The organism is Niveispirillum sp. SYP-B3756 (genome assembly GCF_009495745.1).
Classification (GTDB): domain Bacteria; phylum Pseudomonadota; class Alphaproteobacteria; order Azospirillales; family Azospirillaceae; genus Niveispirillum.
The window spans coordinates 258,783-277,843 of sequence record NZ_WIDQ01000002.1; the positions used below are offsets into that span (position 1 = coordinate 258,783).

Consider the following 19,061-nt stretch of genomic DNA (forward strand, 5'->3'; position numbering starts at 1 on the left):
TCCCCAGCCGGTGAGACGGGCGAACCGGACACATAAGCGCCGCAGCTCGCCCGCTGCAATCATGCCGCCGCGCCCTTGGCCGGCGGCGCCATAAAATCCAGATACGCCCGGTTCAGCCGCGCATAATCCGCCAGGTCAATGGCGGCGATAACCTCCGGCGGCTGTCCGGAGAGGAAGCTATACAGACGCAGCTCAAATTCCGCCGGGTTGTTGGTACCTTCCTGGGCGGCCACCTGATCGCGGACCTTGGGCCGACGCATGGTCAGCTTTTCCACGGTACCCATGGGGCCTTCGACCGGGTAATCCAGCGTGATTTCGACCGTCATTTTTCAGTTTCCTTGTCTTTGGCTTGTGTTAGGCGGGTGTTGAAACTCAGTAACCCAGTGCGGACCGCAAACCGGCCATCTGATCCACCCCGCCGATGATCCGGGTGCCGGCTTCAATATCCACGTTCCACACCTCCCGGCCGCCGATGCTCAGCTTGAAGGCACGCACCACCCCCGCCAGCTTGATGGCGGTCTGGCCGCCGCGCTTGAAGGCGTCGGTTTCCAGCTCATTCAGGGGGCCGCGCATCTGGTACACCACCGCCTCGAAATTGCCGCCCTCCCCCTGGGCCGCCCGCAGGCTGTAGAGCAGGTTGGGCTTGCCCAGAACCGTGTGCAGTTCCGGGGTGAACTCAGCCACCGTGGCGCTGAATTCCAGCTTTTCCAGGTACCCCATATCCAGGGTGACCGTGCCGGACAGGCCGCCGGCCTCCAAATCCTCGGTCTTGATTTTCAGGGCCGGCGGCTTGGCTTCCACCACCTTTCCGGCATAGCCAATGCCATCAACAAACAAGGAAAAGCCGGCAAAGCTCTTGGGCAGTTGCAGCGACATGCTCGTCTCCTCATGCCGCCATATCGGCGACAAGCTCCTGGTAATAGCCGTTATTGCGATGCGCCCGGATTTTCAGGCTTTCCAGCGGGGCTGGCGGCTCCAGGTCCAGATCGACCGTCAGTTTGCCCGCCATCAACTCAACCCCGCTGTTCAGGCTGGGGTCAATCCAGACCTTGCCGCCCAACAGGGCGCCGCGCGTCACCAGGGTGTTGATGTAGGTCTGCACCGTCTCCTGCACATCCAGCAGCAGTTGGCGGCTGAAGGGGCGTGCCATCGCCCACAGCATGGCGGCTTCGAGGCTTTCGTAGACCATGTCGGCGGTGCGGCGGACCGGCAGGAAGGACCATTGCGCGTCCGCGCTGGTGGTGCGGTTACCCCACAGCCGCCAGCCCTCGCGGCGAACAATGACCGCTACCCGCTTTTCGTTCAGCAGATTGGCGGCATTGTTGGGGTTGGACAGGTTGAATTCGATGGGCCGGTCGGTGCCGACGATGCCGTTGATGATATGGTTGCTGGGGCTGTACCAGAAGCCATTTTCCCCATCAACACGGGCCATCAGCCCCGCCACGCGGGGGCTTGCCGGGCGCGGCACATTGGTGGCAGTGGCCTGATCAAATACCAGCACATGCGGATCAACCACGAACAGGCGGGCACTGCCCCAATCACCGGCATAGGTGATGGCAGCGGCATCCGTTGTATTGGGGGCATCAATGACCGCGACGGCCCGCAGCTTGGCAGCCACCCCCTGCAAGGCGGCGGCGGCGGGGTTGGCGGTCCCGCCAGCCCGCGCGCTGGTAAAGCCGGGGGCGATCAGGATACGCGGCACCACCCCGGTCACAGACCCGGCCAGGGGCAGGGCATGGATACCCGTACCGGCGACTTCGCTGCCGATGATATTGGCCAGCGTCGCCGCCGTATCAGCCCCTTCTGCCACGCGGATCACCACCACAAAGGCACCCGCCTGGGAAAAGATACCCTCCACGGCATCCGGCAGCGTGCCGGTGGTGCCCAGGTCGGCCGCCAAGCGGGGATGGCCCGGCAGCAGCACGGGGGTATCCAGGGGGAATGATGCGGCGCTGGCGCCAGGGGCGGTCCCTACCACCCCGATGACAGCCGACCGCACCGTCTCCACCGGCCGGATACCGTCGCTGACTTCTGTGATTTCAATGCCATGGAAGAAAGCCATCTAACACCTCCTCACAGAATAAAGGCCGGGCGAAAGCCGAAGCCGGTGCCTGTGCGACCATTGTTGAAATTCAACGCAAAAAGCCCAGCGCTTCCACCGCTGGACCAATCCCCACCACGGATGGGCAGCCGCTCGCCGTGATTACGGGCCTGGAAAATGTCACCGCCCAGCCCGCTGGTGGCCGCAGGGAACAGCCCCAGCGTTTTCAGGATGGCAGGGGGATTTTGGACCCGCGCGGTGTCGGTGGTCACGGCCTCGAACCCGGTGCTGGTAAAGCCGCCGGCAGTTGCGTCCCCGCTGGCGTTGGAGTTGCCGACGACGGTGCTCAACACGGGTACGCCGACCATGCCCTGCCCGCCCGGTGCGGAGCTGTCATATTTCAGCGTATTGCTGCTGGCGGGGGGCACCAGCGCGCCGTCGATACTGATCGCCCGCCACAGGGCAGACGTTGCCGACTGGTCTTTCCCGCCGTCAGCGCCATCATTGTCGGGCAAGACCTGGAGCTCGCCTGCCACTGTGCGCAAGCCGCCCACCCACTCCCACAGATTGCCGACAAGATCGGATATGCCTGCCGAAGAGTTGTCATGGCACCACGCAGTTGGGCCGGAGCCGGTGAGGGTGCGGCCGGCGCCGCTGGTGATGCCGGGACTGCCGCCATCCGCCCGCCGCCCCGTTTCGTACGGCATGTCAGACGACTTGCCCCAGGAGGTGTTGCCCCTCGGCAAAAAGCCGTTGCGCCAACACCAAAGGGCGACGGCGGACCATGTGGCATTGGTCATCAGATGCCAGCCAACGCCTTTGGTTGTGCACGCCCCCCGGGCCTGATCAAAGGTCAGGCTGTATGACGGGTCATGGGAGGGCAGAGACACAGCGGCACCATCATGGACCACCGCCGGGAACTTCCCGACAAAAATTTCGCTTTTGGCGATGCCGTTGACCGTGAAGGCCGGGTGAAATCCGGCCCCCAATTTGGGGTCGATATCGGTGAGATTGAAACGCGGCACCACCACCATGATGCTGGGGTACCCCTTTTGGTCGTATAAAACCGTGTTCCGGCCGCCCGTCGCGGCCTCAACCGACTGGCGCAAGGCGTCGGGTATCGAGATGGTAATCGGCACGATCAGACCTCATTTAACGTTCACAGAGTGTCAGGCAGGGCCCATAATTGAAGGCTTACGGCGTCGATGTTGAGCGGCTGCGCCACCATACGGGGGCCATCCTCACCCCATTCTTCGGTGTACCGTCGGGGCGGGACCTGGATGACGGCAGCATAGGCACCACCCCTCGCCAGCGAGAGGCGACCCCGGGCGACAAACACCGAAATGACCGTTTCCGTGTCCCGCTCAGCCTCGCCCAGATCGATCGATAGCTGGTGACCTCCACCAGTGCTCAGGGTCAGAACGGCCCCGTCCAGCGCGTGCAGCGGGGGAACGCCAACGGTCATAGGAACGACGTGCATCGTCTCCTCCTCACTGATAGGACGGGTTGATGATGGTCCAGCGAATACTGATATTGTCAGCACTGCCGGTTGCGGCGATTTTGAAGCCGTTCGGCGCCTTGTCATAGGCGGTGATCAGACCGACCGCCGCCCGGCCCATGGTGCCTTCCACCTCCAGCTCCACCCCGTAATCTGCTGCCGGCAGCGCCTCCTTCAGGGCGACGACCGCATAAGGGACGAAATTGGATAACCAGCCATTGTCGGGCTGGATCAGTCGCAGGTCTACCAGGGCGACACCCGTCAAATTATTGGCCGTGTGGCCAGCGGGAACGTCCAGACGATAAAGCGCCAGTGCGTCATCAGGCACTTCGCCATCAGCAATTTCAAGGCCGTGCCCCACCGACTGCCGCCGCAGCACCGCATAATAGGTGCGGGCCACGGGGGTGTCGTTGGTCGGCACGGACAGCGCGTAATCGTCGTCGGGCAGGGACACGGTCAGCCCATCCAGCCGCGCACGCGATACCCCGCTGCCGACGGTACCCGTCGCAGACAAGTGCAACGCTCTGATATCGGACTTGGTGAGCGCATAGCCAGACAGGACGAATTTATTCTTTATCAACACCCGGCCCTGCGCCAGCACCCGACGGCGTATCGCGTCGATGTCGCGTGCATTCGCCCCGGCCATATGCAGGGCAGAAAATACGCCCGCCGCCAACGCGCTCTGCTGGTCCGGTGAAAAGGCGTCATACTGTGCCAGCCGCTCCGCCAGGGTCGCCTTGCCACCTCGCGCGGCCGCCACTTCATCGGCGGTGCCTTTCAGGAAGGCCGTCCGGTTCGCCAGCTGCCTGCCTTGAATATTGCTGATCCCGTCCAACCCACCAACGACCGGGTCGGTCATTTCAATCTGGTACACGCCGTCTTCCCAGCGCGCGATTTCCGGTAGATTTGCCATGCTCACCCCTTGTGTCAAAAGATGATGGTCCAGGAACCATCCAGGCTGATGTCGTCAGCCTTTTCGATGGCCGCCGCCCGCACCTTGCGGGCGAACAGCAGGCCGTCGCTGGTCACCAACCCGAATTCTCGGATAGCCATCCCGTTGGCCTCACCGGTTGAAAGCGCCCACTCGAACCGCACTTGGCCGCGAGCTGGATAGGTGTGGCCGGACAGGGTCTTGGTGTAAGGACTGGTGAGGCTCTGGTCCGCTGGCGTGGGGGGCACCCCGCCGATGCCGAAGCCGATGGCTGTCACCGCCTTGCCGGCACCATCACCGGCGATCAGCCGGGACAGTGCATCTTTGGCAACATCCATGATCATGTTCGGTTCTTTTTGCTCTTCCACCAGTACCCCACCCCGGCGGATACGCAGGATCAACGCACCTTGTATTGTTGTGTCGTCTTTAAAAAACATCGCACGCCTCACAGCAGTTGTTCATCGATACCGGTCGCGGCGTACGTGACGCCGACGAAATAAGTGCGGGCACGGTCATGGCTGCGGCTGCCGTCGTAGCGATCCCCGCCATGGCGTTGCCGCCCGCCATAGGTGCGGTGCCGTGTGACGCGCAGCGTGGTGAGCGGCTCGACCGCCATCACGCCACTGACGCCATATTGGGCGCCTGAATAGGTCAGATGACCGTCATGGCGCGGCGCCAGACGAACCAAGTCACTATCCTGAAGACACAGGGTAAGCGATGCAGGGTCGGCCCCGGCGTCATAGGGCAGGCCGGGTACGTCCCGGCCGTCATATGGCACCTGCCCACCGTGCGTGATGGTGCCATCATGCCGGCGCCAGTCTTTGCGACCCAGCACCCACCCTTGATGCGATACACGGCCATCATGTTGCCTTCGACCGCTATAAGTGCCGCGCATCGCCTGATCATGGGTGATGGCACCATCATGCCGGCGCAGCAGCCATGGCAGCCGGTCACCCAGCATCGTCCGCACGGCCAGGCCCTGGTGTCCGTCCGCCGCAGGCGCTGTATCGGACAGGCCGATACCCGCGCGCACCGCGCCGTTTGCGACCATCCCCCGGCCATACCAAGTCCCAGCGTAGGACTGCCGTCCATCGTGGCGGGTGGACAGGGTGGCGCGCAGGTGGTGCGGGTCCGCGGCGCAACCATGCTCGCCATAGCGGCCGCTGCCATCATGGGCCATCTGCCCATCTGCCAGCATCCGCGCCAGCTGCGCATCGGCCAGTGCAGGCCGCACGGCCAGGGCCGCCGGGTCTTCCTGTCCATCATACCGCGCACCAGTTTTGGGCAGGCTCCACCCGGCATGAGGCAGCGATCCATCATGCGCCGACGCACCATCATGGCGGTGCCGCACAACCCCACCATGGGCCATCCCGCCATCATACCGATGCCCCCAGCGGCGCTGATCAATGACACCGAAATGGGCGGCGGCGGCGAAATGCTGGCCAGTGGCGATATCATCCTGATCTGTTGCTCGCCACGCCATATGACGCAGGTGGGCGCGTGCTGGCGCGGCCGTCACGATGGCCCGGGTCAGCATGGCCTGGATCTGCGGGGTCAACCCCCGCTCCCCCAAATGCAAGATCGCGTCGAACACGGCCCACCGCCCGCCATGTTCTTCCCGCCCATCGGCGTGCAGGGCACCATCGTACAGTGCTGCGGTGGCTCCATCGCGGAGGTCAACGCCATAGCCCAGTGCCGCCACGGCCCGCTTTACCGCCCCTGCCGTCCCCCTCAGGCGGTAGGTGGGAATGGCGGCCAGGACCACTGCCCGCTGCCGCTCTTCCGGCCAGGAAGCGTCCCATTGATCAACAGACAATGCCCAGGCCAGATAGCCCAACAGCGGTGCCGGACAGGTCGTCGCCGACCACAGGCGGTCGATGGGGACCGGCACATCCAGGGCTGCGCCCGCCACCTCCGCCAGCGCCCGTTCCAGCGCCGTGGCATTGGCGGGCAACAACTCGGCGGTCATGGCGTGACTACCGACAGCCGCAGCGACTGGCACCAAGCGGCCTGATCAGCCCGACAGACAATATCACTGGCGGGTGCGGCCAGAAACACGCGGCGCACGCCCGCCACGTGAAGCGCTGCGATAATGCCGCTGACGGCAACCACTTCGCCCAATGCGTGACGGGTGGCCACATAGTCCCGGGCGGCGGCCTCCGCGGTCGCCACAACCGGCACCGAATCAGGCCCGTCATAAAGCTCCAGCCGCGCCACCACGTCATACCGGGTGATCTCTGCCGGCACCACCAGCACCCGGTCCGTCAGCGGACACACATCATCATGCGTCAACAGCGCCGTCACCGCGTCCAGTACGGGGGCGGGGGCGGTGCCATCGCCCGTGGCCGCCAGGATAATGACACGCACCAGCCCCGGACTGGGGCTGTCCACTCCGGCCTGTCGCACCTCCGGATGTGCGCGCATGGCATGGTACCGGTACGCAGCGGCAGGGCCGGCGGTGCTGAACCCTTGCGGGGCTTGCTGTATGCGGGCGCGCAGCGCTGTATCGCTTTCACCCGCCCGCCGCTCCACACCCAGCAACGCGCCCAAATGTTCCAGGGTGCCTTTCTCGGCATAGGCCAGCATCACGTCCCTGGCCGCGTCATTCACGCGGGTGCGATGCAGCAGCGACAGGTACGCCACCAGCTCAATCAGCTTGATGACCGGTTCACTTTCCGTCACCGCGCCAAAATCCGGCCATCGGCGGGTGAAATCGGCGATCAGGGCGGCGCGGATGCTATCGTATTCGGGCTGATCCACTACCTGCGGCGGCGGCAGCCGGGACAGGTCGATACTCATGCGATCACCAGCCCGTCCAGGGTGATTTCCCGCCCATCCGGGCGATACACGCCCACCAGGTCCAAACTCAACTGGCCCGGCCCCAGAACTGCCAGCCGCACGCGGGTCAGACGGAAACGCGGTTCCCATTTGCGCAGCGCCAGGGCACAGGCCGCCGCCACTTCAATCAACAGTTCCGGCCCCACCGGTGCCCCGATCAAGTCCGGCAGGGCGGAACCATAATCACGGCGCATGACGCGGCTGCCCAGGGGGGTGCCCAGGATGTCCAGCACGGATTGGCGCATATGTGCCAATCCGTCCATGGCCTTGCCCGTCTCCCGGTTCATCCCGCGCATCACGCCTCCCTTTCAGGCCCCCATCTGGCCTGTCCGGTCACGGTAGGCGGCGACGCCTCCCCGTTCCATCGGTACCGGTTTCGGCGTCCGGGGCCGGTTCTGGCGGCCCCGCCCCGCCAGGGTCGGCACTGGCAGGTGGCATGTCAGGTGGTTCGGTGCGCACGGGCGCCACCGCCTGCGTCAACAGCAGGAATTGGGCTTGGGTGTCGCTCAGGGCTATGGTCTCGCCAGCGGCACCATAGCCGCGCTTATCCGCCATCAGCACATATTGCTTCATCTTTATCCTCTCAGTGTTTGTGGTGGTTGCTGTTTCCGCCGGCATCCATGACGGTGCCGCTCGCGTTGACATTACCGGTAACGTCCAGGTTACCGGCCTGCGAGAGGTCGCCTTTCACCTTCAGGGTGCCCTCTATGGTGACTGTGGGGGCCTTGATGGTGATGCCGGATGCACTTTCGACATCGATGACACCGTCCGCCTTCACGGTGACGGTCCCCGTTGCGGTCAAGCTCACGTCGCCGGGGATGTTAGCCGTCAACTGGTGGGCTTCCCGGTCATAGGAGATTTCTGCGCCGTCAGGGTAGCGGGTCAGATGTATCGTCGGGCGGTCTGCCGGGGCTGGCTGTGCCGTGGAATAGATGGCCATCAACACCACGGCCTGGGCCGGGTCGCCGTCCGGGCACAGGATCAGCACCTGTTCACCCACTTCCGGCGGCCACCAAGTCACGTCCTTGCCGGCCCGCGTGGTCAACCAGGGAAGCCATCCGGTATGCAGGTCACCCGCCTTCACCCGGACCTTGGGGCCGCCATAATCCGCATCCGACACAGTGCCGATGCGGATCATATTGGCCAGACAGCGCGCCAATTCAGTGATGGCGACGGCATCACCGATCATGGCGCAGATCCACGGCAGTTTCGACGAACCGCCCGTCGTCGTACCGGGCGTCAGCCACGGGCGGGAAATTGATGGCGGGCTCTGCCCACATATCGGCCCCCATCCGCACCGTTTGCCGCCATGTCACGGCCCACAGCGCCACCCCCTTGGCCAGCAGGTCAGCGGTGGAAAGCGTCTCAGCCCGGATCGTGTCATCTTCCACGGGATGCACATCCCCCAGGCCCCATGTGGCGCGCGGCAACAAGCCCAGGATGCCGCCCACCATGGCCAGCGTATCCCCCACATCCAGGCTGCGGGTCGGTTTCGTCACCAGATACACCGCGAATTGGAAGGTGAAGTCGGTCTGGCCGTTCCCTACCGCTTCCGCCGCCACCACGCCGATCGGGGCAACACGGGCGGCGGGGGCGGTGGAAATCAACCGGCCCAACGTCTCCTTATCCAGGGGGCCGGGAATGGCTTCCACGTTCCGGCAGGTCGGCTTTACACCCGCAACGATGGCGTTCAAAACAGCTTCGAAGCTCATTCAAAGCCCCCTCAACCGGTGCCGGCTGAACATCCGCCCGGCGCTGACCAGCCGGGCACCGCCGCTGACCTGCACAGGCGCGCCGCCCGTATCCAGCCCCAAATCAACCTTCCCGGCGGCCAATTCACGCAGCCAGGTCAAAGCCTGATCCCGCTGCTGCTGCACCTGTTCTGTCACCATGTTGCGCTCGCCCTGGTGCAGCCGGTACAGCGCCAGGTCACAGGTGACAGAGACCAGCCGGGCCGGCACGGTGGGCAAAGGCAGCTGGTGCCGGGGCAGCAGATAGCTGTCGATTTCCGCCACCGCATCGGCAATGGCGTTTTCCACCGCCACCGCATCAACAGTATCACCCGTCTCACTGATCAGTTCAGCAAGTCGGCGGGTGCCGAACCGCTTGGTCATGTCGTCCAGGGTTGCGTACATCTCAGCCCCCCTTGCGGCGGCGTTGCACCGTCTCGGCCGGCAGTTGCTGTTCACTGACTTCATCATTGACGGGGACAATCCGCAGATGCGGGTCGGCGGCCAATGTCAGCTGCTGCGCCTCTGTAAGGTCGGCCGCGTCATGGATGCGTCCGCCTTTGGTGTGCCGCAGGCCAGCACGGACATAACCATCGGAAGGGGCGGTGATTTTGATTTTCATGGGGCAACCCCTGGATAGCCCGCCGCCCTTGGCGACGGGGATGGATCAGCCGAACCAGTGCGACAGCATCAGTTCCGCCGTCCCTTTCCAGGGATTGCTTGCCCCGTTCGCGTCGCGTTCATTGATCAGGATTTTCTTGGCCGCCCCTTCGTCGGACGGCGCCACCACCAGCAGGTCGGGCTGCACCCCCAACGGCTGCCCGTGGTCGCCCTTCATGCTCAACAGGGCCGCCCGTGCCGCTTCATAGGCTTCCGGTGTCAGCGGCTGGCGGGAGCCATAGGCAAGCTGCCAGAAGCCATAACCGACATTCGAACGGCCTTTGGTGCCGTAGATATATTCATCGCGGTTGAAGACGTTCTCGTCGGTGGCGGCGTCCAGGCGCACGAAATCGAACTTCTTACGATCCTGGAAAATGATCGGCTTGATGGCGCGGGTTGTGTCCAACAAACACCAGAACCGCCCGGTGCCCCCGCCATAATTGCTCACCAGAACAGGCTTTTCGACTTCCTCGCCCGTCTTTTCATCCGTGACCAGCTCCACGCCGGGATGTTCAGTGTCAAAGAAGTTCTGGCCGTCATAGCACAGATTGCGGTGGCCATTGCGCAGTGCTGGCCAGACCAATTGGTCGGGGAAGATGGCGGTCGTGCGGCCCATTTCGGTGAAGAGCGGGCTGAAGACGCCGTAAGTGTCGTCTTCGATGTCGTCCACCGGCACACCAAGGGTAAATTCCCACTTCTTGTTGGTGATGCTGTAGCTGTGCAGCGCCAGACTGTTGACCACGCGGTCGCCGACCCATTCGCGGATATTGGGCATGGTGCCCAGCCAGCCATATTGTTCGGTCTTGGTGGTGCTGGGGGCGGTCATCGCCACCCGCTTATAGGTGGGCTTCACACCGTCGAAGCCGCCCTGGAAGGCAGTCTTGAAGCCGACATAAAGCCCGGTCAGGTTGGTGGTATTGCGGATCATCGGGGATACTCCTTAACCGATGCGGACCCAGACGCCGCTGGCGTCCACGTCCCAGATGAGGCCGGCGGGGGAACGGGTACCGGCGCCATCGGTGCGCGCGACGGTATGATCGTCCACGATGTAAGCCACCTTGCCGATATCGGCGGCGGTGATGGCATCGGCAGCGGGGGCGGTGGCGCTGTCAAAGCGGAAGGTGCCGGCCTTGACCTTCACCCGGCGGTCACCATCGGCCCCGCCGCTATTGTCAACCCGGCTTTCCGCCCGGCCAGCGGCCACCAGCCCGGTCCCGGTAAAGCCCGGCCGGACCCATCCATCCTTCAGCACCGCCAAGGCGCCAGCATGGATCACAGCGCCACCGGCCAGCCCAAAATCACGGATCGTCGGAGCGCGGCGTTCCACCGTATCCCGGTCGTTGGTCAGCGCCATGGCTTAACCCTCCTTCTTCGTGGCCGCGAAGGTTTCGGGCGCCAAACCCATGGTTTGGCAGATTTCAATCTCCTGCACCGTCAGGCCATGGGCGCCCTTAGCGGGCGGCGGCGGGTTTGCCGGGTCACTGCCGACGATGGCCGGCACCGTTTCCACATATTTGCGGAAGGCAGCCGGGTCCGACTTGTGCAGTGCAATCCCCCATTCCTTCAGGGCCGGGGGCAGCTTGCCTGCCGTGACGGCTTCATTGATTTCGCGGTCGCGCTTTTCCGCCATCAGTTCCTGAACCTGTGCATTCAGGGCGACCACTTGGGTTGCAGGAATGAACTTCGCCGGGTCCGGGGTCTTGGCCGCGTGCAGGGCCACGATGATGGCGTCGGCGCTGGCATCGGCCTTCAGGCCCAATGCATCGGCCACCTTGGACATGGGGTTGGTGGCACCGTCCTTCAGCGCCTTGATGGCTGCCAGGATGGCCGCAATATCGGCATCCGCGCCCAATCCCAATACTTCACGTAGTTGGGCAAGCTGGGTTTCGTCCATTTCCGCTCCGTTCATATGCAGGGCCTTCAGCCCATGCAGGTTGGGATTGTTGGTCAGGGCCGCGCGCAACACGGCGGTGATGGGGCCGCCGCCTTTTTGCGGCGTGACCAGGGCGGGGGACAAAAAGCGGTATTCACCCGCCTCCACCGCCGCCGCCCCTGCGGGCGTCCATTTCACGCGCCCCCAGATGCCGTCCGGCCTGGATTGCAGCTCTTCAATCCAGGCCGCAGCCGGGGCCTTGCCCCCGTTTGGGGCGGCCAGATCAATGGCATGATCGTAATCAATGGGCAGCACGCCCCCCGCCACAGCGGCCAGTGACGTGGCAATCACCTTGTCGGGGGCCGCCAGGGTGAACGGGCCGCGCCCGTCAGCACCGCGAAAGGTGCCGGCAGGCACCAGATGCACCCATTCCGGGGCCGGCTGGCCGGCTTCCAGCGCGATAGCGAGAATACTGATATGTTGGGCGCTGTGCGCCATCCTGCCCCCCATCGTTTGACGATGGTAGAAGACAGGGGATTGCCGTTCCGCATCATCGGAACCGGTATCGCCGCGAAGGGCTATCGGGGGTGGCGCAACACTGCCGGGGGCGGGCCATTTCGTCCAGCCCCAAAATCCGCCCGCCTGATCCGATCAACAGTTGGGGGCTATGGACGGGCGCGGCGCGGCTTCAAATGCGTTCTGAATGCGTTTGAAAGAAATTCACGGGGCATTGGTGCGGGCAGGGTGTTCAAGGCGCTGACGCGCCGTGAACACTGCCTGAAGGTCAGCCCACCCAGCCTTGGCGGCGACAATAGGCTTCGCCCGCTCTTTTTCCTGCTTCCTGACTTTCGTATCGTCCCGGAAGCACCTGCTTTTCACCACGAAAATGAACCGTCACGGACTTCGTGCTTTCGTCGTATTGAACACTCATATTTTCTTCGTATGGCATCAAATCCTCCGCATCACCCCGCCACCGCCCGCCCCACATGGTCGGCGACCACATCCAGTATATCCGCCCTGTCATCATCGGATAGGCCCAGAAAGGGGCGGGCCGGTAGCGTATCGCTGCCAAACTGGTGATGGGCAGCGTAAACCTTGTTGGTGCCGATCTCCACCCCACTGGCATTGGCGCGATAGGTCAGGCTGCCAAACAGGCCGCCAGCCTGTCCCATTTCCCGCAAGATGCCGGGGCCGCGCTTAGTGGCGGCATAATCGGGGTCCAGGGATTTCCAGGGGCTGCCATCCGGGGCCTGCTCTTTGCGGAACCGTTCTTGCGCGCCTTGCACCACCGCCAGCCCGATATTCTTCATGATCGGCGCCATGGTGCCCGGCAGACGGGCAACGCGGTCCAGCAACTGCTGCAGGTCGCTATCATCAATCTTTATCGTCACACCGGCCATGGACTTCCCCCTCTATCAGTCTTACATATAGACTATCTGATCAGTACCGAGCCGTCGGCGGCCTCGTAGGTGCTGGTTGGCAAAGGCGGGGCTGCCGATGGCCCCGCCTTTTTCAATTCGGTCGGCGATAGATCAGGGCGCCCGTGCGCTGGCCTTCCAGGTAATTGGTGTTGGCAGCGGGGAAACCAGTTACACCGGACCAACCAACGCCGGACCATTCAAACACACTCAGCAATGGGGCTTCACCGTCAGTGCCGCTAATCACGCGGATGTAACGCCGCCGCAGGATCACGTCGCCGCTTTTGGCCTGGAACCAGTCCAGCCATATTTCGTCCGGGTCACGGATGGCATCGGCCAACAGCAAAAGACCAGTTGCCCGCCCGCGCTTGCTGGCCTTCAGGGTTCCATCGCGCATCCGAAACAGATCATCACTAATCACAACCCTTGTCCCGCTGGCATCCCGAAACACCACGGGCAACCCGATAGCCCCGCCAAACTGATCCAAAAAGGCAGTCACATAGGCTTCATCGGGCTGGCCGGCCGGCAGGGTGCGGTCCTCCGGTACGGCATGGGGCGGCGGCAATGGGGGCAGGTTGTCAGGTCGTACACCCGCCGATGCCGGCAGGGGCTTTGCCAACTCTTTCGGCATCGTGCCATGCAACCAGCTTTGACCGGGATTATAGGCCCAACCGGGGCCGATGCCGGGCGGCACCAGCCATTTCTCCCCCGTTACCTTGTCTTGCCACGTCACGGGCGGGCCATCGTCGGGGGCCTTATCCGGCCCCGTCATTCCCATCCGCTCCAACTGGCGCTGTGACAGGGCAGTGACATAACACCCACAACCCCAATCGTTGGGCGGATAGTGGGTTGCCCACCAAGGGTTCGTGGCGTCCAGTACCTTGCCATCCCAACTCAGATGCAGCCGGCGGGGGTGCAGCGCGTCGGAATGGTTATACCGCCAGAAGGGCCGATGTTTCAGCACATCCTTGTCCGTCATCTGGGCATAGCGCCCAGCGGAATAGGCGGTCGAAAGGTTGGTCTGATAGATTACGCGGCTGCGCCAATTGCGCCCTCCATTATATTCCCAGCCGTGGGCTTCAACGATCTTATCGAAGTCCTTGCGAAAGGCGGCCAGCGTTGTGCCGTCTTCAAAGGCGGGTGTCAGTGCTGCCTGAAAATCGGCCAGCAGATCGTCCACCATCGCACCCGCGACACTGAACCCGCGCACATGCGCGCCGTGCTGAAGGTCATTCCAACGGGCGGTGGGAAGGCGGACCTTCTGCTGCCAATAGTCGATGGCTTCATCAAAGGGCAGTGACGCCCACTCAGGTTCAGGCGTCGCCATCTTCTTTCCCTTCCTCAACCACGGCATAGCGGCCGGCCAGATGTGCCACCGCGAATGCATCGCCCATGATGGGGGCAAGGGTGCCGATATGCTGTTCCAGCGCAGGGCGCAGTTTGGCCAGCCTTGCATGGAAATCGGCCGCACTGCCGGCGGCCATGAATTCCTGTTTCACCGCCGCCACCATGGCCGAAACCGCCCGATCCGCCTCCTTCCCCAGCCGCTCGGCCATCGGCGCGGTGGTGGCCGTAACCGCTTCCGGCGCAGCGGCCGCGTGCAAGCCGGGTGCGGGCTGCACTTCTGGGGCCTTCAGCAGCATCGCCCCATCGGCCGGCGCCCGCAGCCCGATGATATCGCGGACTTCGCCCATATCGACTTGCAGCCCCATGGGCACCAGCTGGGTGACGGCATCCAGCATCAGCCGCGCATCAACCGCTTCCGGCCGGCCGATGCGGATGCGCGGATAGGCGGTCTGCGGGCCGAAATTCAGGTCGATAATCCACCTGACCAGCGTGTCATTCAGCGTCGCCGCCAGCTGCTTGGCGTCGCCGCGTTCAATATCTTCCTGTACCTGCCGATGTTCCTGCGCCACCGCATGGCCACCAGACACCGCGTCGGTGGTTGTCGTCTGGCCCAAAACCGCCTTGGAAACCTGCCGGTCCCACCAGTCGGCTGCCTCTTGAAACATCGCCGCGTTTGATTGCTGACCTTCCGCCTTGATGAATTCAATTTCCATCGACTTGGGAATTATGGCCCCGCAATCACTGGCGATGTTCATCACCGCGTCAAACAGAACGTCGCGGTCTTCCGGCTTGGCCTCCGGCCCATAGCGGCCAATGCGCAGGGGCTGGCCATAGACCTCCAGGAACACCACCCAATCCTTGACGGTGAACGATTTGAACATCCAGGCCCAGGCCACGGCGCGGGCCAAGCCCCCCCGAATGGGAAGTCCCGATTTGGCCTTATGTTCATGCACAATCCATTTATGGGGCGCCAGATCATCGGCCCCGCCACGATCATTGCGCAGCCGCAGGGTGCGCATGTCGGCTTGGTCCAGTTCGAACCAGCGCGGGTCGGTCCACCGCAGTTCACGCGGCAACCAAAGGCCGCCCGTGGTATCCCACAGCACTTGCGTTACGCTGAAACCCTTGCCGATGGCGTCCAGCATGTCGAACAATTCGGCCTGCATCACGTCGCGGTCCAGCCATTTGGCAACCAGATCGGCATGGGCTTTGTGTGCAGGATCATTCGTACTGGCGGCCTTCACCGATAGGTCAAGCTGGCTGACAGACCGTCGCCGCGTCCCCAGCACGCCCACATAATGCAGGTCGCGCTCCTCCATATCCTCGGCAAGTTCCAGATAGGCGAGCATGTCGCCTTCTTCCGCCGCCCGCAGGATGGATGCCAGCCGCTCAGGCGTGATGTTGGCAGCCGGGTGCCCGGACTGGGTATTGCGCACCCCCGTCAGGCCCGGTTTGGCCTGATCCGTCACCAGCCCCGCCGCCCGCCGCAGCCCGTTGGAAGCCGACACCAAAAGTCGCTGTACCGGGTTCATCTTCTGCGCCCTCTGCCACGCCGCCCACGGCGGTCATCTCTGTCATCTTCATCAAGGGCATTGCGCCGCGCCTTGGCCCCGCCCTTGATGCCGCGATATTCGTATTCAGCCGCTTCGGTCTGCGATGCGTAATGGAACAGGCAGGTGGCAACGGCACTGTCACCATGCCGGGGCTTGCCATCTGTGCCCTTCGTTCTGGCATTGGTTGGCACCTTGGCCACCCCGTCCACCAACTCGATCAAGCCGAAATCCGCGATGATATCCGGGTCTTTCGGCAGCAGCAGCGAATGGCCTTCCAATGCCAGCTTGATCGGCGGCATGTTCACCCGATACCACTCGGTTGACAGTTTCAGTTCTTCAACCCGTTCAGGCCCGTACCGCTGGCGCGCGAATTGCGCCAGGGCCGCGCCATTGCCGCCCGCGTCCAGCACCGCCTTTGAAAGGCGCGGCAAGCGATCAAGAATAAAGAACAGGATTTGCCGCTGCTGATCCACCGGGCATTGCCGCAATTCCACCACGCTGGCGGGCCGTCGAACCAAGTCCCGGCCAACCTGTCCCGGCACGATGGCGGTAAGGTCGGCCTCCATGGCGAAGTCCAGCCCAAGCGCGCTTGTCAGGGCCGGGTCCAGCTTTTCCAGGATGGGGGACAGTTTCGCTTGGCACCATTCCCCAATGGTGTTTCGGCGGGTGTCTTCGGGCAAATCCACAAAGCCTTCAGGGGCAGCCCAGCGCAGTACCGGGATTTCCGCCTGACAGGCTTCAAGCACGGATCGTGCAACCCACCGCCCGCCGCTGGCGCGGGGGATGCAGTTCAGTTCCTCGTTGGCCGCATCGCCATAGGCACCAAAGATTTTCCGCAACCAAGCCTGTTCAGCGGCCGGGGACCATTCTTCCCCCGTCACCATGCAGATACGGCGGTAAAGACCGTCCTTCAGCGCATCTTCCAGCGTTACCCGGACAACGCCGCCATCCCTTTTCCCGGACCGGATATCGCCAATCAACTGGTTGAAGGGGTTCTTGTCGCCGTTATGGGTGGAAATCACGATGACTTTGCCGCCCCACATCAACAGGGCCAGCGCCGCCTTCAGCACCTCGTCCAAATCGTCATGGAATGCGGCCTCATCAATGATCACCAGACCTTGCCGCCCGCGCAGGGAGCGCGGCTTGCTGGTCAGGGCCATGATTTCCTTGCCGCTGGCAAAGGAAATACGGAAAGCCTTGATGGCCTTGTCAGGGTTGTCGCCATCGTCAAACAGCTCGCACGGCTGCACCTCTGTGCAGGTGCCAATGGCGTCTTTGAACAACAGCGCCCATTGCGCGCAGGTGTCGATAAATTCGCGCGCCATGTCCAGCGATGGGCCAAGGTACAGAACGTCCATGCCACCGGCTTCTTTGGTGGCACCCGCCGTCAGCACGGCCAGTGCGGCGGCGGCCCAGGTGTACCCAATGCGGCGCGACTTCTCGATGGCCAGCAGGGCAAATTCTGACACGCTGTTGAAAAGATCGGCCTGATAATTCAGCAGCAGGTCGATATCCGCGTGCTTGGCCAGCCCGGCCGGGCCGGCTTCCGGCATCTTGTGCGCCGCAGGCGTGTGCAGCTTGTGGGTGGACTTGGCCGCTTTCATGCCGCCAGCTTCCCGGCCCAGGCGGCGGGGTCACGCTGCACCAGCGCCAGCCGGTCACACGCCGCGTTGAAATAGCGGGTTTCGCATTCCACCCCGACGTAAGGGTGGTCCATCAGCACGGCAGCGGCCCCGGCTGTGCCCACGCCCATGTACGGGTCCAGGATCACAGCACCCGGTTTCAGGCGCATCATGCGGATGCACCACGCCATCAGTTGCACCGGCTTTTCCGTGGGGTGTTCCCGCCGGCTGCCATGCTGGCCGCAGCGCCAGAAATCGCCACGGCGCACCATGCCGCTCCACATCTGCCGATGCAGCCGGACGGTGTTGCCGGGCACGTTGGTCCAAGCCAGTTCCATGTCGGACTGGCAATTGGGCTTCAGTCCTTCCCGCTTATCCCAGCCCAGCCAACGGCCAGCCGGCAACCGATGGGCGAAGTAGTTCGCACCCCAGAACAGGGTCGGACGCTCGGATAGCCAGGGGTTTGGATCAAAGGGCCGATCATCACCCTTGATGGGGCGATAGCCCTTCTGACGGCGGGTGAAATCACCGGCAAAGGCCGCCCGGCGGATATCGCCTGCGCCGATATCTGTTGCCACGGCGATCCCATAGGGCGGATCACACAACAGGGCATCATGGGCCGGCAGCAGATGGCGCAGGGCTTCGCTGTCACCCAGGTACAGGGTGGCATTGCCGATGCGCTCCACACGACACCAGTTCATGCCTTCACCCCAAGCCATTTGACCTTCAGCGCGCCGATCAATTCGCTGTTCATGCCGGCACTGGTGCCAGCGCTGGCGGCTTCCACATCGGCCAGATGTTGGGCGGCCAGTTCCTTCTTCAGCGCCGCGCGCAGATCCGCGTCGGACTTGGCGGCACTGGTCAGGCTTTGGATGGCTTTCATCACCATCATGACTTCCTGCGGGTCCAGGAAGGTCAGTTCGCCATCGGTGAACATCAGCTTTTGCAGCAGCACATGGCCGATTTCGATATTCAGGCGGGCAACCGAACCGGCCCCGCTGTCACCCAATTGGGCGGCCAGCGCTTCGGCGGCTTGCCGGGACTTCGCCAACTCCTGGCCAAGCGCGTCATATTCCTGGATGTGCCGCCCCAACGTGGACCGGGCAATGGTCACGTCAGGCTGCAATTCCCGCAGCTTGGCAAGGATTTGGTCGATGGTGCAGCCACTTTCCCGCAGGTCGCCGATCAACTCGCGGACCTTGGGTGGCAGCTTGTCGATGGTGGACTTGCGGGCCATTAACGGGCACTCGGCTCGGCGATACCGTGAATGCGGGCCAAACCAGCCGCCACTTCGGCCCCGCGCTCTGTCAGGTCGGCCACAACCAGGCCGCCGATAGTCTCCTGTCGGACGGTGCCCTGGCTTTCCAGCCAATGCAGTTCCGTCCGCACTTGGTCGCGCGTCGCCTTGATCCCCAGCCGATGGGCCGAGTTCGTAATCAGGCTGTCGTTTAGTTGGCGGCCCGGCGCTTCCCGCAACAGGCGCAGGATGGAAAGCCGCAGATGTTCGCGCCACACATCGGCGATGGATGACAAGCTAACCATGGAATGCC

The 19,061-nt window shown here is 63.5% G+C and carries 26 protein-coding genes; all 26 read right to left on the reverse strand.

Features of this window, described 5'->3' with window-relative positions; all coding sequences use genetic code 11:
- Positions 1-59: 59 nt before the first annotated feature.
- Positions 60-326, reverse strand: a complete 267-nt coding sequence (locus GE253_RS05070) for a phage tail assembly protein (protein WP_153203058.1) — start codon at positions 324-326, stop codon at positions 60-62.
- 46 nt (positions 327-372) lie between these two features.
- Positions 373-876 (reverse strand): phage major tail tube protein, encoded by a 504-nt coding sequence (locus tag GE253_RS05075; protein ID WP_153203059.1) that lies wholly within the window; start codon positions 874-876, stop codon positions 373-375.
- A 10-nt stretch (positions 877-886) separates the two neighbouring features.
- Positions 887-2,062: a phage tail sheath subtilisin-like domain-containing protein gene (locus GE253_RS05080; RefSeq protein ID WP_153203060.1), complete on the reverse strand. Its 1,176-nt coding sequence runs from the start codon at positions 2,060-2,062 to the stop codon at positions 887-889.
- Between the two features lie 11 nt (positions 2,063-2,073).
- A complete protein-coding gene (locus GE253_RS05085) occupies positions 2,074-3,180 on the reverse strand; it encodes a hypothetical protein (protein ID WP_211101347.1) in 1,107 nt (368 codons plus the stop codon).
- A gap of 20 nt (positions 3,181-3,200) precedes the next feature.
- On the reverse strand, positions 3,201-3,521 hold the full coding sequence (locus GE253_RS05090; RefSeq protein ID WP_153203062.1) for a hypothetical protein: 321 nt from the start codon (positions 3,519-3,521) through the stop codon (positions 3,201-3,203).
- A 10-nt stretch (positions 3,522-3,531) separates the two neighbouring features.
- Positions 3,532-4,452 carry a hypothetical protein gene (locus GE253_RS26020; protein WP_211101348.1) on the reverse strand — a complete coding sequence of 307 codons (921 nt, stop codon included), beginning with the start codon at positions 4,450-4,452 and terminating at the stop codon, positions 3,532-3,534.
- 14 nt (positions 4,453-4,466) lie between these two features.
- Positions 4,467-4,907 (reverse strand): hypothetical protein, encoded by a 441-nt coding sequence (locus tag GE253_RS05100; RefSeq protein ID WP_153203063.1) that lies wholly within the window; start codon positions 4,905-4,907, stop codon positions 4,467-4,469.
- 8 nt (positions 4,908-4,915) lie between these two features.
- On the reverse strand, positions 4,916-6,439 hold the full coding sequence (locus tag GE253_RS05105; protein WP_153203064.1) for a phage tail protein I: 1,524 nt from the start codon (positions 6,437-6,439) through the stop codon (positions 4,916-4,918).
- A complete protein-coding gene (locus GE253_RS05110) occupies positions 6,436-7,269 on the reverse strand; it encodes a baseplate J/gp47 family protein (RefSeq protein ID WP_153203065.1) in 834 nt (277 codons plus the stop codon). Before GE253_RS05110 ends, GE253_RS05105 begins: the two co-directional genes overlap by 4 nt.
- The gene (locus GE253_RS05115; RefSeq protein ID WP_153203066.1) at positions 7,266-7,604 is read right to left on the reverse strand and encodes a GPW/gp25 family protein; all 339 of its coding nucleotides are present in this window, start codon (positions 7,602-7,604) and stop codon (positions 7,266-7,268) included. Before GE253_RS05115 ends, GE253_RS05110 begins: the two co-directional genes overlap by 4 nt.
- Before the next feature lie 37 nt (positions 7,605-7,641).
- Complete coding sequence (locus tag GE253_RS05120) at positions 7,642-7,881, reverse strand: hypothetical protein (protein WP_153203067.1); 240 nt, start codon at positions 7,879-7,881, stop codon at positions 7,642-7,644.
- 10 nt (positions 7,882-7,891) lie between these two features.
- The gene (locus GE253_RS05125; protein ID WP_153203068.1) at positions 7,892-8,497 is read right to left on the reverse strand and encodes a phage baseplate assembly protein V; all 606 of its coding nucleotides are present in this window, start codon (positions 8,495-8,497) and stop codon (positions 7,892-7,894) included.
- The gene (locus tag GE253_RS05130; RefSeq protein ID WP_153203069.1) at positions 8,487-9,020 is read right to left on the reverse strand and encodes a phage protein Gp37; all 534 of its coding nucleotides are present in this window, start codon (positions 9,018-9,020) and stop codon (positions 8,487-8,489) included. Before GE253_RS05130 ends, GE253_RS05125 begins: the two co-directional genes overlap by 11 nt.
- The gene (locus GE253_RS05135) at positions 9,021-9,443 is read right to left on the reverse strand and encodes a DUF1320 domain-containing protein (RefSeq protein WP_173012506.1); all 423 of its coding nucleotides are present in this window, start codon (positions 9,441-9,443) and stop codon (positions 9,021-9,023) included. It abuts the gene before it with no gap.
- Between the two features lies 1 nt (position 9,444).
- Positions 9,445-9,660: an HI1506-related protein gene (locus GE253_RS05140; protein ID WP_153203071.1), complete on the reverse strand. Its 216-nt coding sequence runs from the start codon at positions 9,658-9,660 to the stop codon at positions 9,445-9,447.
- Positions 9,661-9,705: 45 nt separating this feature from the next.
- Complete coding sequence (locus GE253_RS05145) at positions 9,706-10,626, reverse strand: Mu-like prophage major head subunit gpT family protein (protein ID WP_153203072.1); 921 nt, start codon at positions 10,624-10,626, stop codon at positions 9,706-9,708.
- A 12-nt stretch (positions 10,627-10,638) separates the two neighbouring features.
- Entirely contained in the window at positions 10,639-11,052 is a 414-nt protein-coding gene (locus tag GE253_RS05150) for a hypothetical protein (protein ID WP_153203073.1), read from the reverse strand.
- Between the two features lie 3 nt (positions 11,053-11,055).
- On the reverse strand, positions 11,056-12,069 hold the full coding sequence (locus GE253_RS05155) for a phage protease (protein ID WP_173012507.1): 1,014 nt from the start codon (positions 12,067-12,069) through the stop codon (positions 11,056-11,058).
- Between the two features lie 286 nt (positions 12,070-12,355).
- Positions 12,356-12,520, reverse strand: a complete 165-nt coding sequence (locus tag GE253_RS05160) for a hypothetical protein (protein WP_153203075.1) — start codon at positions 12,518-12,520, stop codon at positions 12,356-12,358.
- 13 nt (positions 12,521-12,533) lie between these two features.
- Complete coding sequence (locus GE253_RS05165; protein WP_153203076.1) at positions 12,534-12,971, reverse strand: phage virion morphogenesis protein; 438 nt, start codon at positions 12,969-12,971, stop codon at positions 12,534-12,536.
- Between the two features lie 112 nt (positions 12,972-13,083).
- Positions 13,084-14,316, reverse strand: coding sequence for a PBECR2 nuclease fold domain-containing protein (locus GE253_RS05170; RefSeq protein WP_153203077.1), 1,233 nt, complete (start codon positions 14,314-14,316; stop codon positions 13,084-13,086).
- Positions 14,303-15,868, reverse strand: a complete 1,566-nt coding sequence (locus GE253_RS05175) for a DUF935 domain-containing protein (RefSeq protein WP_153203078.1) — start codon at positions 15,866-15,868, stop codon at positions 14,303-14,305. The genes GE253_RS05170 and GE253_RS05175 overlap by 14 nt, the downstream gene beginning before the upstream one ends.
- Positions 15,865-17,493, reverse strand: a complete 1,629-nt coding sequence (locus tag GE253_RS05180) for a hypothetical protein (RefSeq protein WP_211101349.1) — start codon at positions 17,491-17,493, stop codon at positions 15,865-15,867. The genes GE253_RS05175 and GE253_RS05180 overlap by 4 nt, the downstream gene beginning before the upstream one ends.
- Entirely contained in the window at positions 17,490-18,212 is a 723-nt protein-coding gene (locus tag GE253_RS05185; RefSeq protein ID WP_173012508.1) for a DNA methyltransferase, read from the reverse strand. The genes GE253_RS05180 and GE253_RS05185 overlap by 4 nt, the downstream gene beginning before the upstream one ends.
- Positions 18,209-18,748, reverse strand: coding sequence for a phage protein Gp27 family protein (locus tag GE253_RS05190; RefSeq protein ID WP_153203080.1), 540 nt, complete (start codon positions 18,746-18,748; stop codon positions 18,209-18,211). The genes GE253_RS05185 and GE253_RS05190 overlap by 4 nt, the downstream gene beginning before the upstream one ends.
- Positions 18,748-19,053, reverse strand: a complete 306-nt coding sequence (locus GE253_RS05195; protein WP_153203081.1) for an ArsR family transcriptional regulator — start codon at positions 19,051-19,053, stop codon at positions 18,748-18,750. The genes GE253_RS05190 and GE253_RS05195 overlap by 1 nt, the downstream gene beginning before the upstream one ends.
- Between the last annotated feature and the right edge of the window lie 8 nt (positions 19,054-19,061).

What these genes read in the sequence shown, in the direction of transcription:
- GE253_RS05145 (WP_153203072.1), bottom strand. Translation starts at nt 10,626, where the DNA reads ATGATCCGCAATACCACCAACCTGACCGGGCTTTATGTCGGCTTCAAG.
- GE253_RS05175 (WP_153203078.1), bottom strand. Translation starts at nt 15,868, where the DNA reads ATGAACCCGGTACAGCGACTTTTGGTGTCGGCTTCCAACGGGCTGCGG.
- GE253_RS05185 (WP_173012508.1), bottom strand. Translation starts at nt 18,212, where the DNA reads ATGAACTGGTGTCGTGTGGAGCGCATCGGCAATGCCACCCTGTACCTG.
- GE253_RS05195 (WP_153203081.1), bottom strand. Translation starts at nt 19,053, where the DNA reads ATGGTTAGCTTGTCATCCATCGCCGATGTGTGGCGCGAACATCTGCGG.
- GE253_RS05075 (WP_153203059.1), bottom strand. Translation starts at nt 876, where the DNA reads ATGTCGCTGCAACTGCCCAAGAGCTTTGCCGGCTTTTCCTTGTTTGTT.
- GE253_RS05150 (WP_153203073.1), bottom strand. Translation starts at nt 11,052, where the DNA reads ATGGCGCTGACCAACGACCGGGATACGGTGGAACGCCGCGCTCCGACG.
- GE253_RS05155 (WP_173012507.1), bottom strand. Translation starts at nt 12,069, where the DNA reads ATGGCGCACAGCGCCCAACATATCAGTATTCTCGCTATCGCGCTGGAA.
- GE253_RS05135 (WP_173012506.1), bottom strand. Translation starts at nt 9,443, where the DNA reads ATGTACGCAACCCTGGACGACATGACCAAGCGGTTCGGCACCCGCCGA.
- GE253_RS05100 (WP_153203063.1), bottom strand. Translation starts at nt 4,907, where the DNA reads ATGTTTTTTAAAGACGACACAACAATACAAGGTGCGTTGATCCTGCGT.
- GE253_RS26020 (WP_211101348.1), bottom strand. Translation starts at nt 4,452, where the DNA reads ATGGCAAATCTACCGGAAATCGCGCGCTGGGAAGACGGCGTGTACCAG.
- GE253_RS05130 (WP_153203069.1), bottom strand. Translation starts at nt 9,020, where the DNA reads ATGAGCTTCGAAGCTGTTTTGAACGCCATCGTTGCGGGTGTAAAGCCG.
- GE253_RS05115 (WP_153203066.1), bottom strand. Translation starts at nt 7,604, where the DNA reads ATGCGCGGGATGAACCGGGAGACGGGCAAGGCCATGGACGGATTGGCA.
- GE253_RS05070 (WP_153203058.1), bottom strand. Translation starts at nt 326, where the DNA reads ATGACGGTCGAAATCACGCTGGATTACCCGGTCGAAGGCCCCATGGGT.
- GE253_RS05090 (WP_153203062.1), bottom strand. Translation starts at nt 3,521, where the DNA reads ATGCACGTCGTTCCTATGACCGTTGGCGTTCCCCCGCTGCACGCGCTG.
- GE253_RS05190 (WP_153203080.1), bottom strand. Translation starts at nt 18,748, where the DNA reads ATGGCCCGCAAGTCCACCATCGACAAGCTGCCACCCAAGGTCCGCGAG.
- GE253_RS05160 (WP_153203075.1), bottom strand. Translation starts at nt 12,520, where the DNA reads ATGCCATACGAAGAAAATATGAGTGTTCAATACGACGAAAGCACGAAG.
- GE253_RS05165 (WP_153203076.1), bottom strand. Translation starts at nt 12,971, where the DNA reads ATGGCCGGTGTGACGATAAAGATTGATGATAGCGACCTGCAGCAGTTG.
- GE253_RS05140 (WP_153203071.1), bottom strand. Translation starts at nt 9,660, where the DNA reads ATGAAAATCAAAATCACCGCCCCTTCCGATGGTTATGTCCGTGCTGGC.
- GE253_RS05120 (WP_153203067.1), bottom strand. Translation starts at nt 7,881, where the DNA reads ATGAAGCAATATGTGCTGATGGCGGATAAGCGCGGCTATGGTGCCGCT.
- GE253_RS05105 (WP_153203064.1), bottom strand. Translation starts at nt 6,439, where the DNA reads ATGACCGCCGAGTTGTTGCCCGCCAATGCCACGGCGCTGGAACGGGCG.
- GE253_RS05110 (WP_153203065.1), bottom strand. Translation starts at nt 7,269, where the DNA reads ATGAGTATCGACCTGTCCCGGCTGCCGCCGCCGCAGGTAGTGGATCAG.
- GE253_RS05125 (WP_153203068.1), bottom strand. Translation starts at nt 8,497, where the DNA reads ATGATCGGTGATGCCGTCGCCATCACTGAATTGGCGCGCTGTCTGGCC.
- GE253_RS05180 (WP_211101349.1), bottom strand. Translation starts at nt 17,493, where the DNA reads ATGAAAGCGGCCAAGTCCACCCACAAGCTGCACACGCCTGCGGCGCAC.
- GE253_RS05170 (WP_153203077.1), bottom strand. Translation starts at nt 14,316, where the DNA reads ATGGCGACGCCTGAACCTGAGTGGGCGTCACTGCCCTTTGATGAAGCC.
- GE253_RS05080 (WP_153203060.1), bottom strand. Translation starts at nt 2,062, where the DNA reads ATGGCTTTCTTCCATGGCATTGAAATCACAGAAGTCAGCGACGGTATC.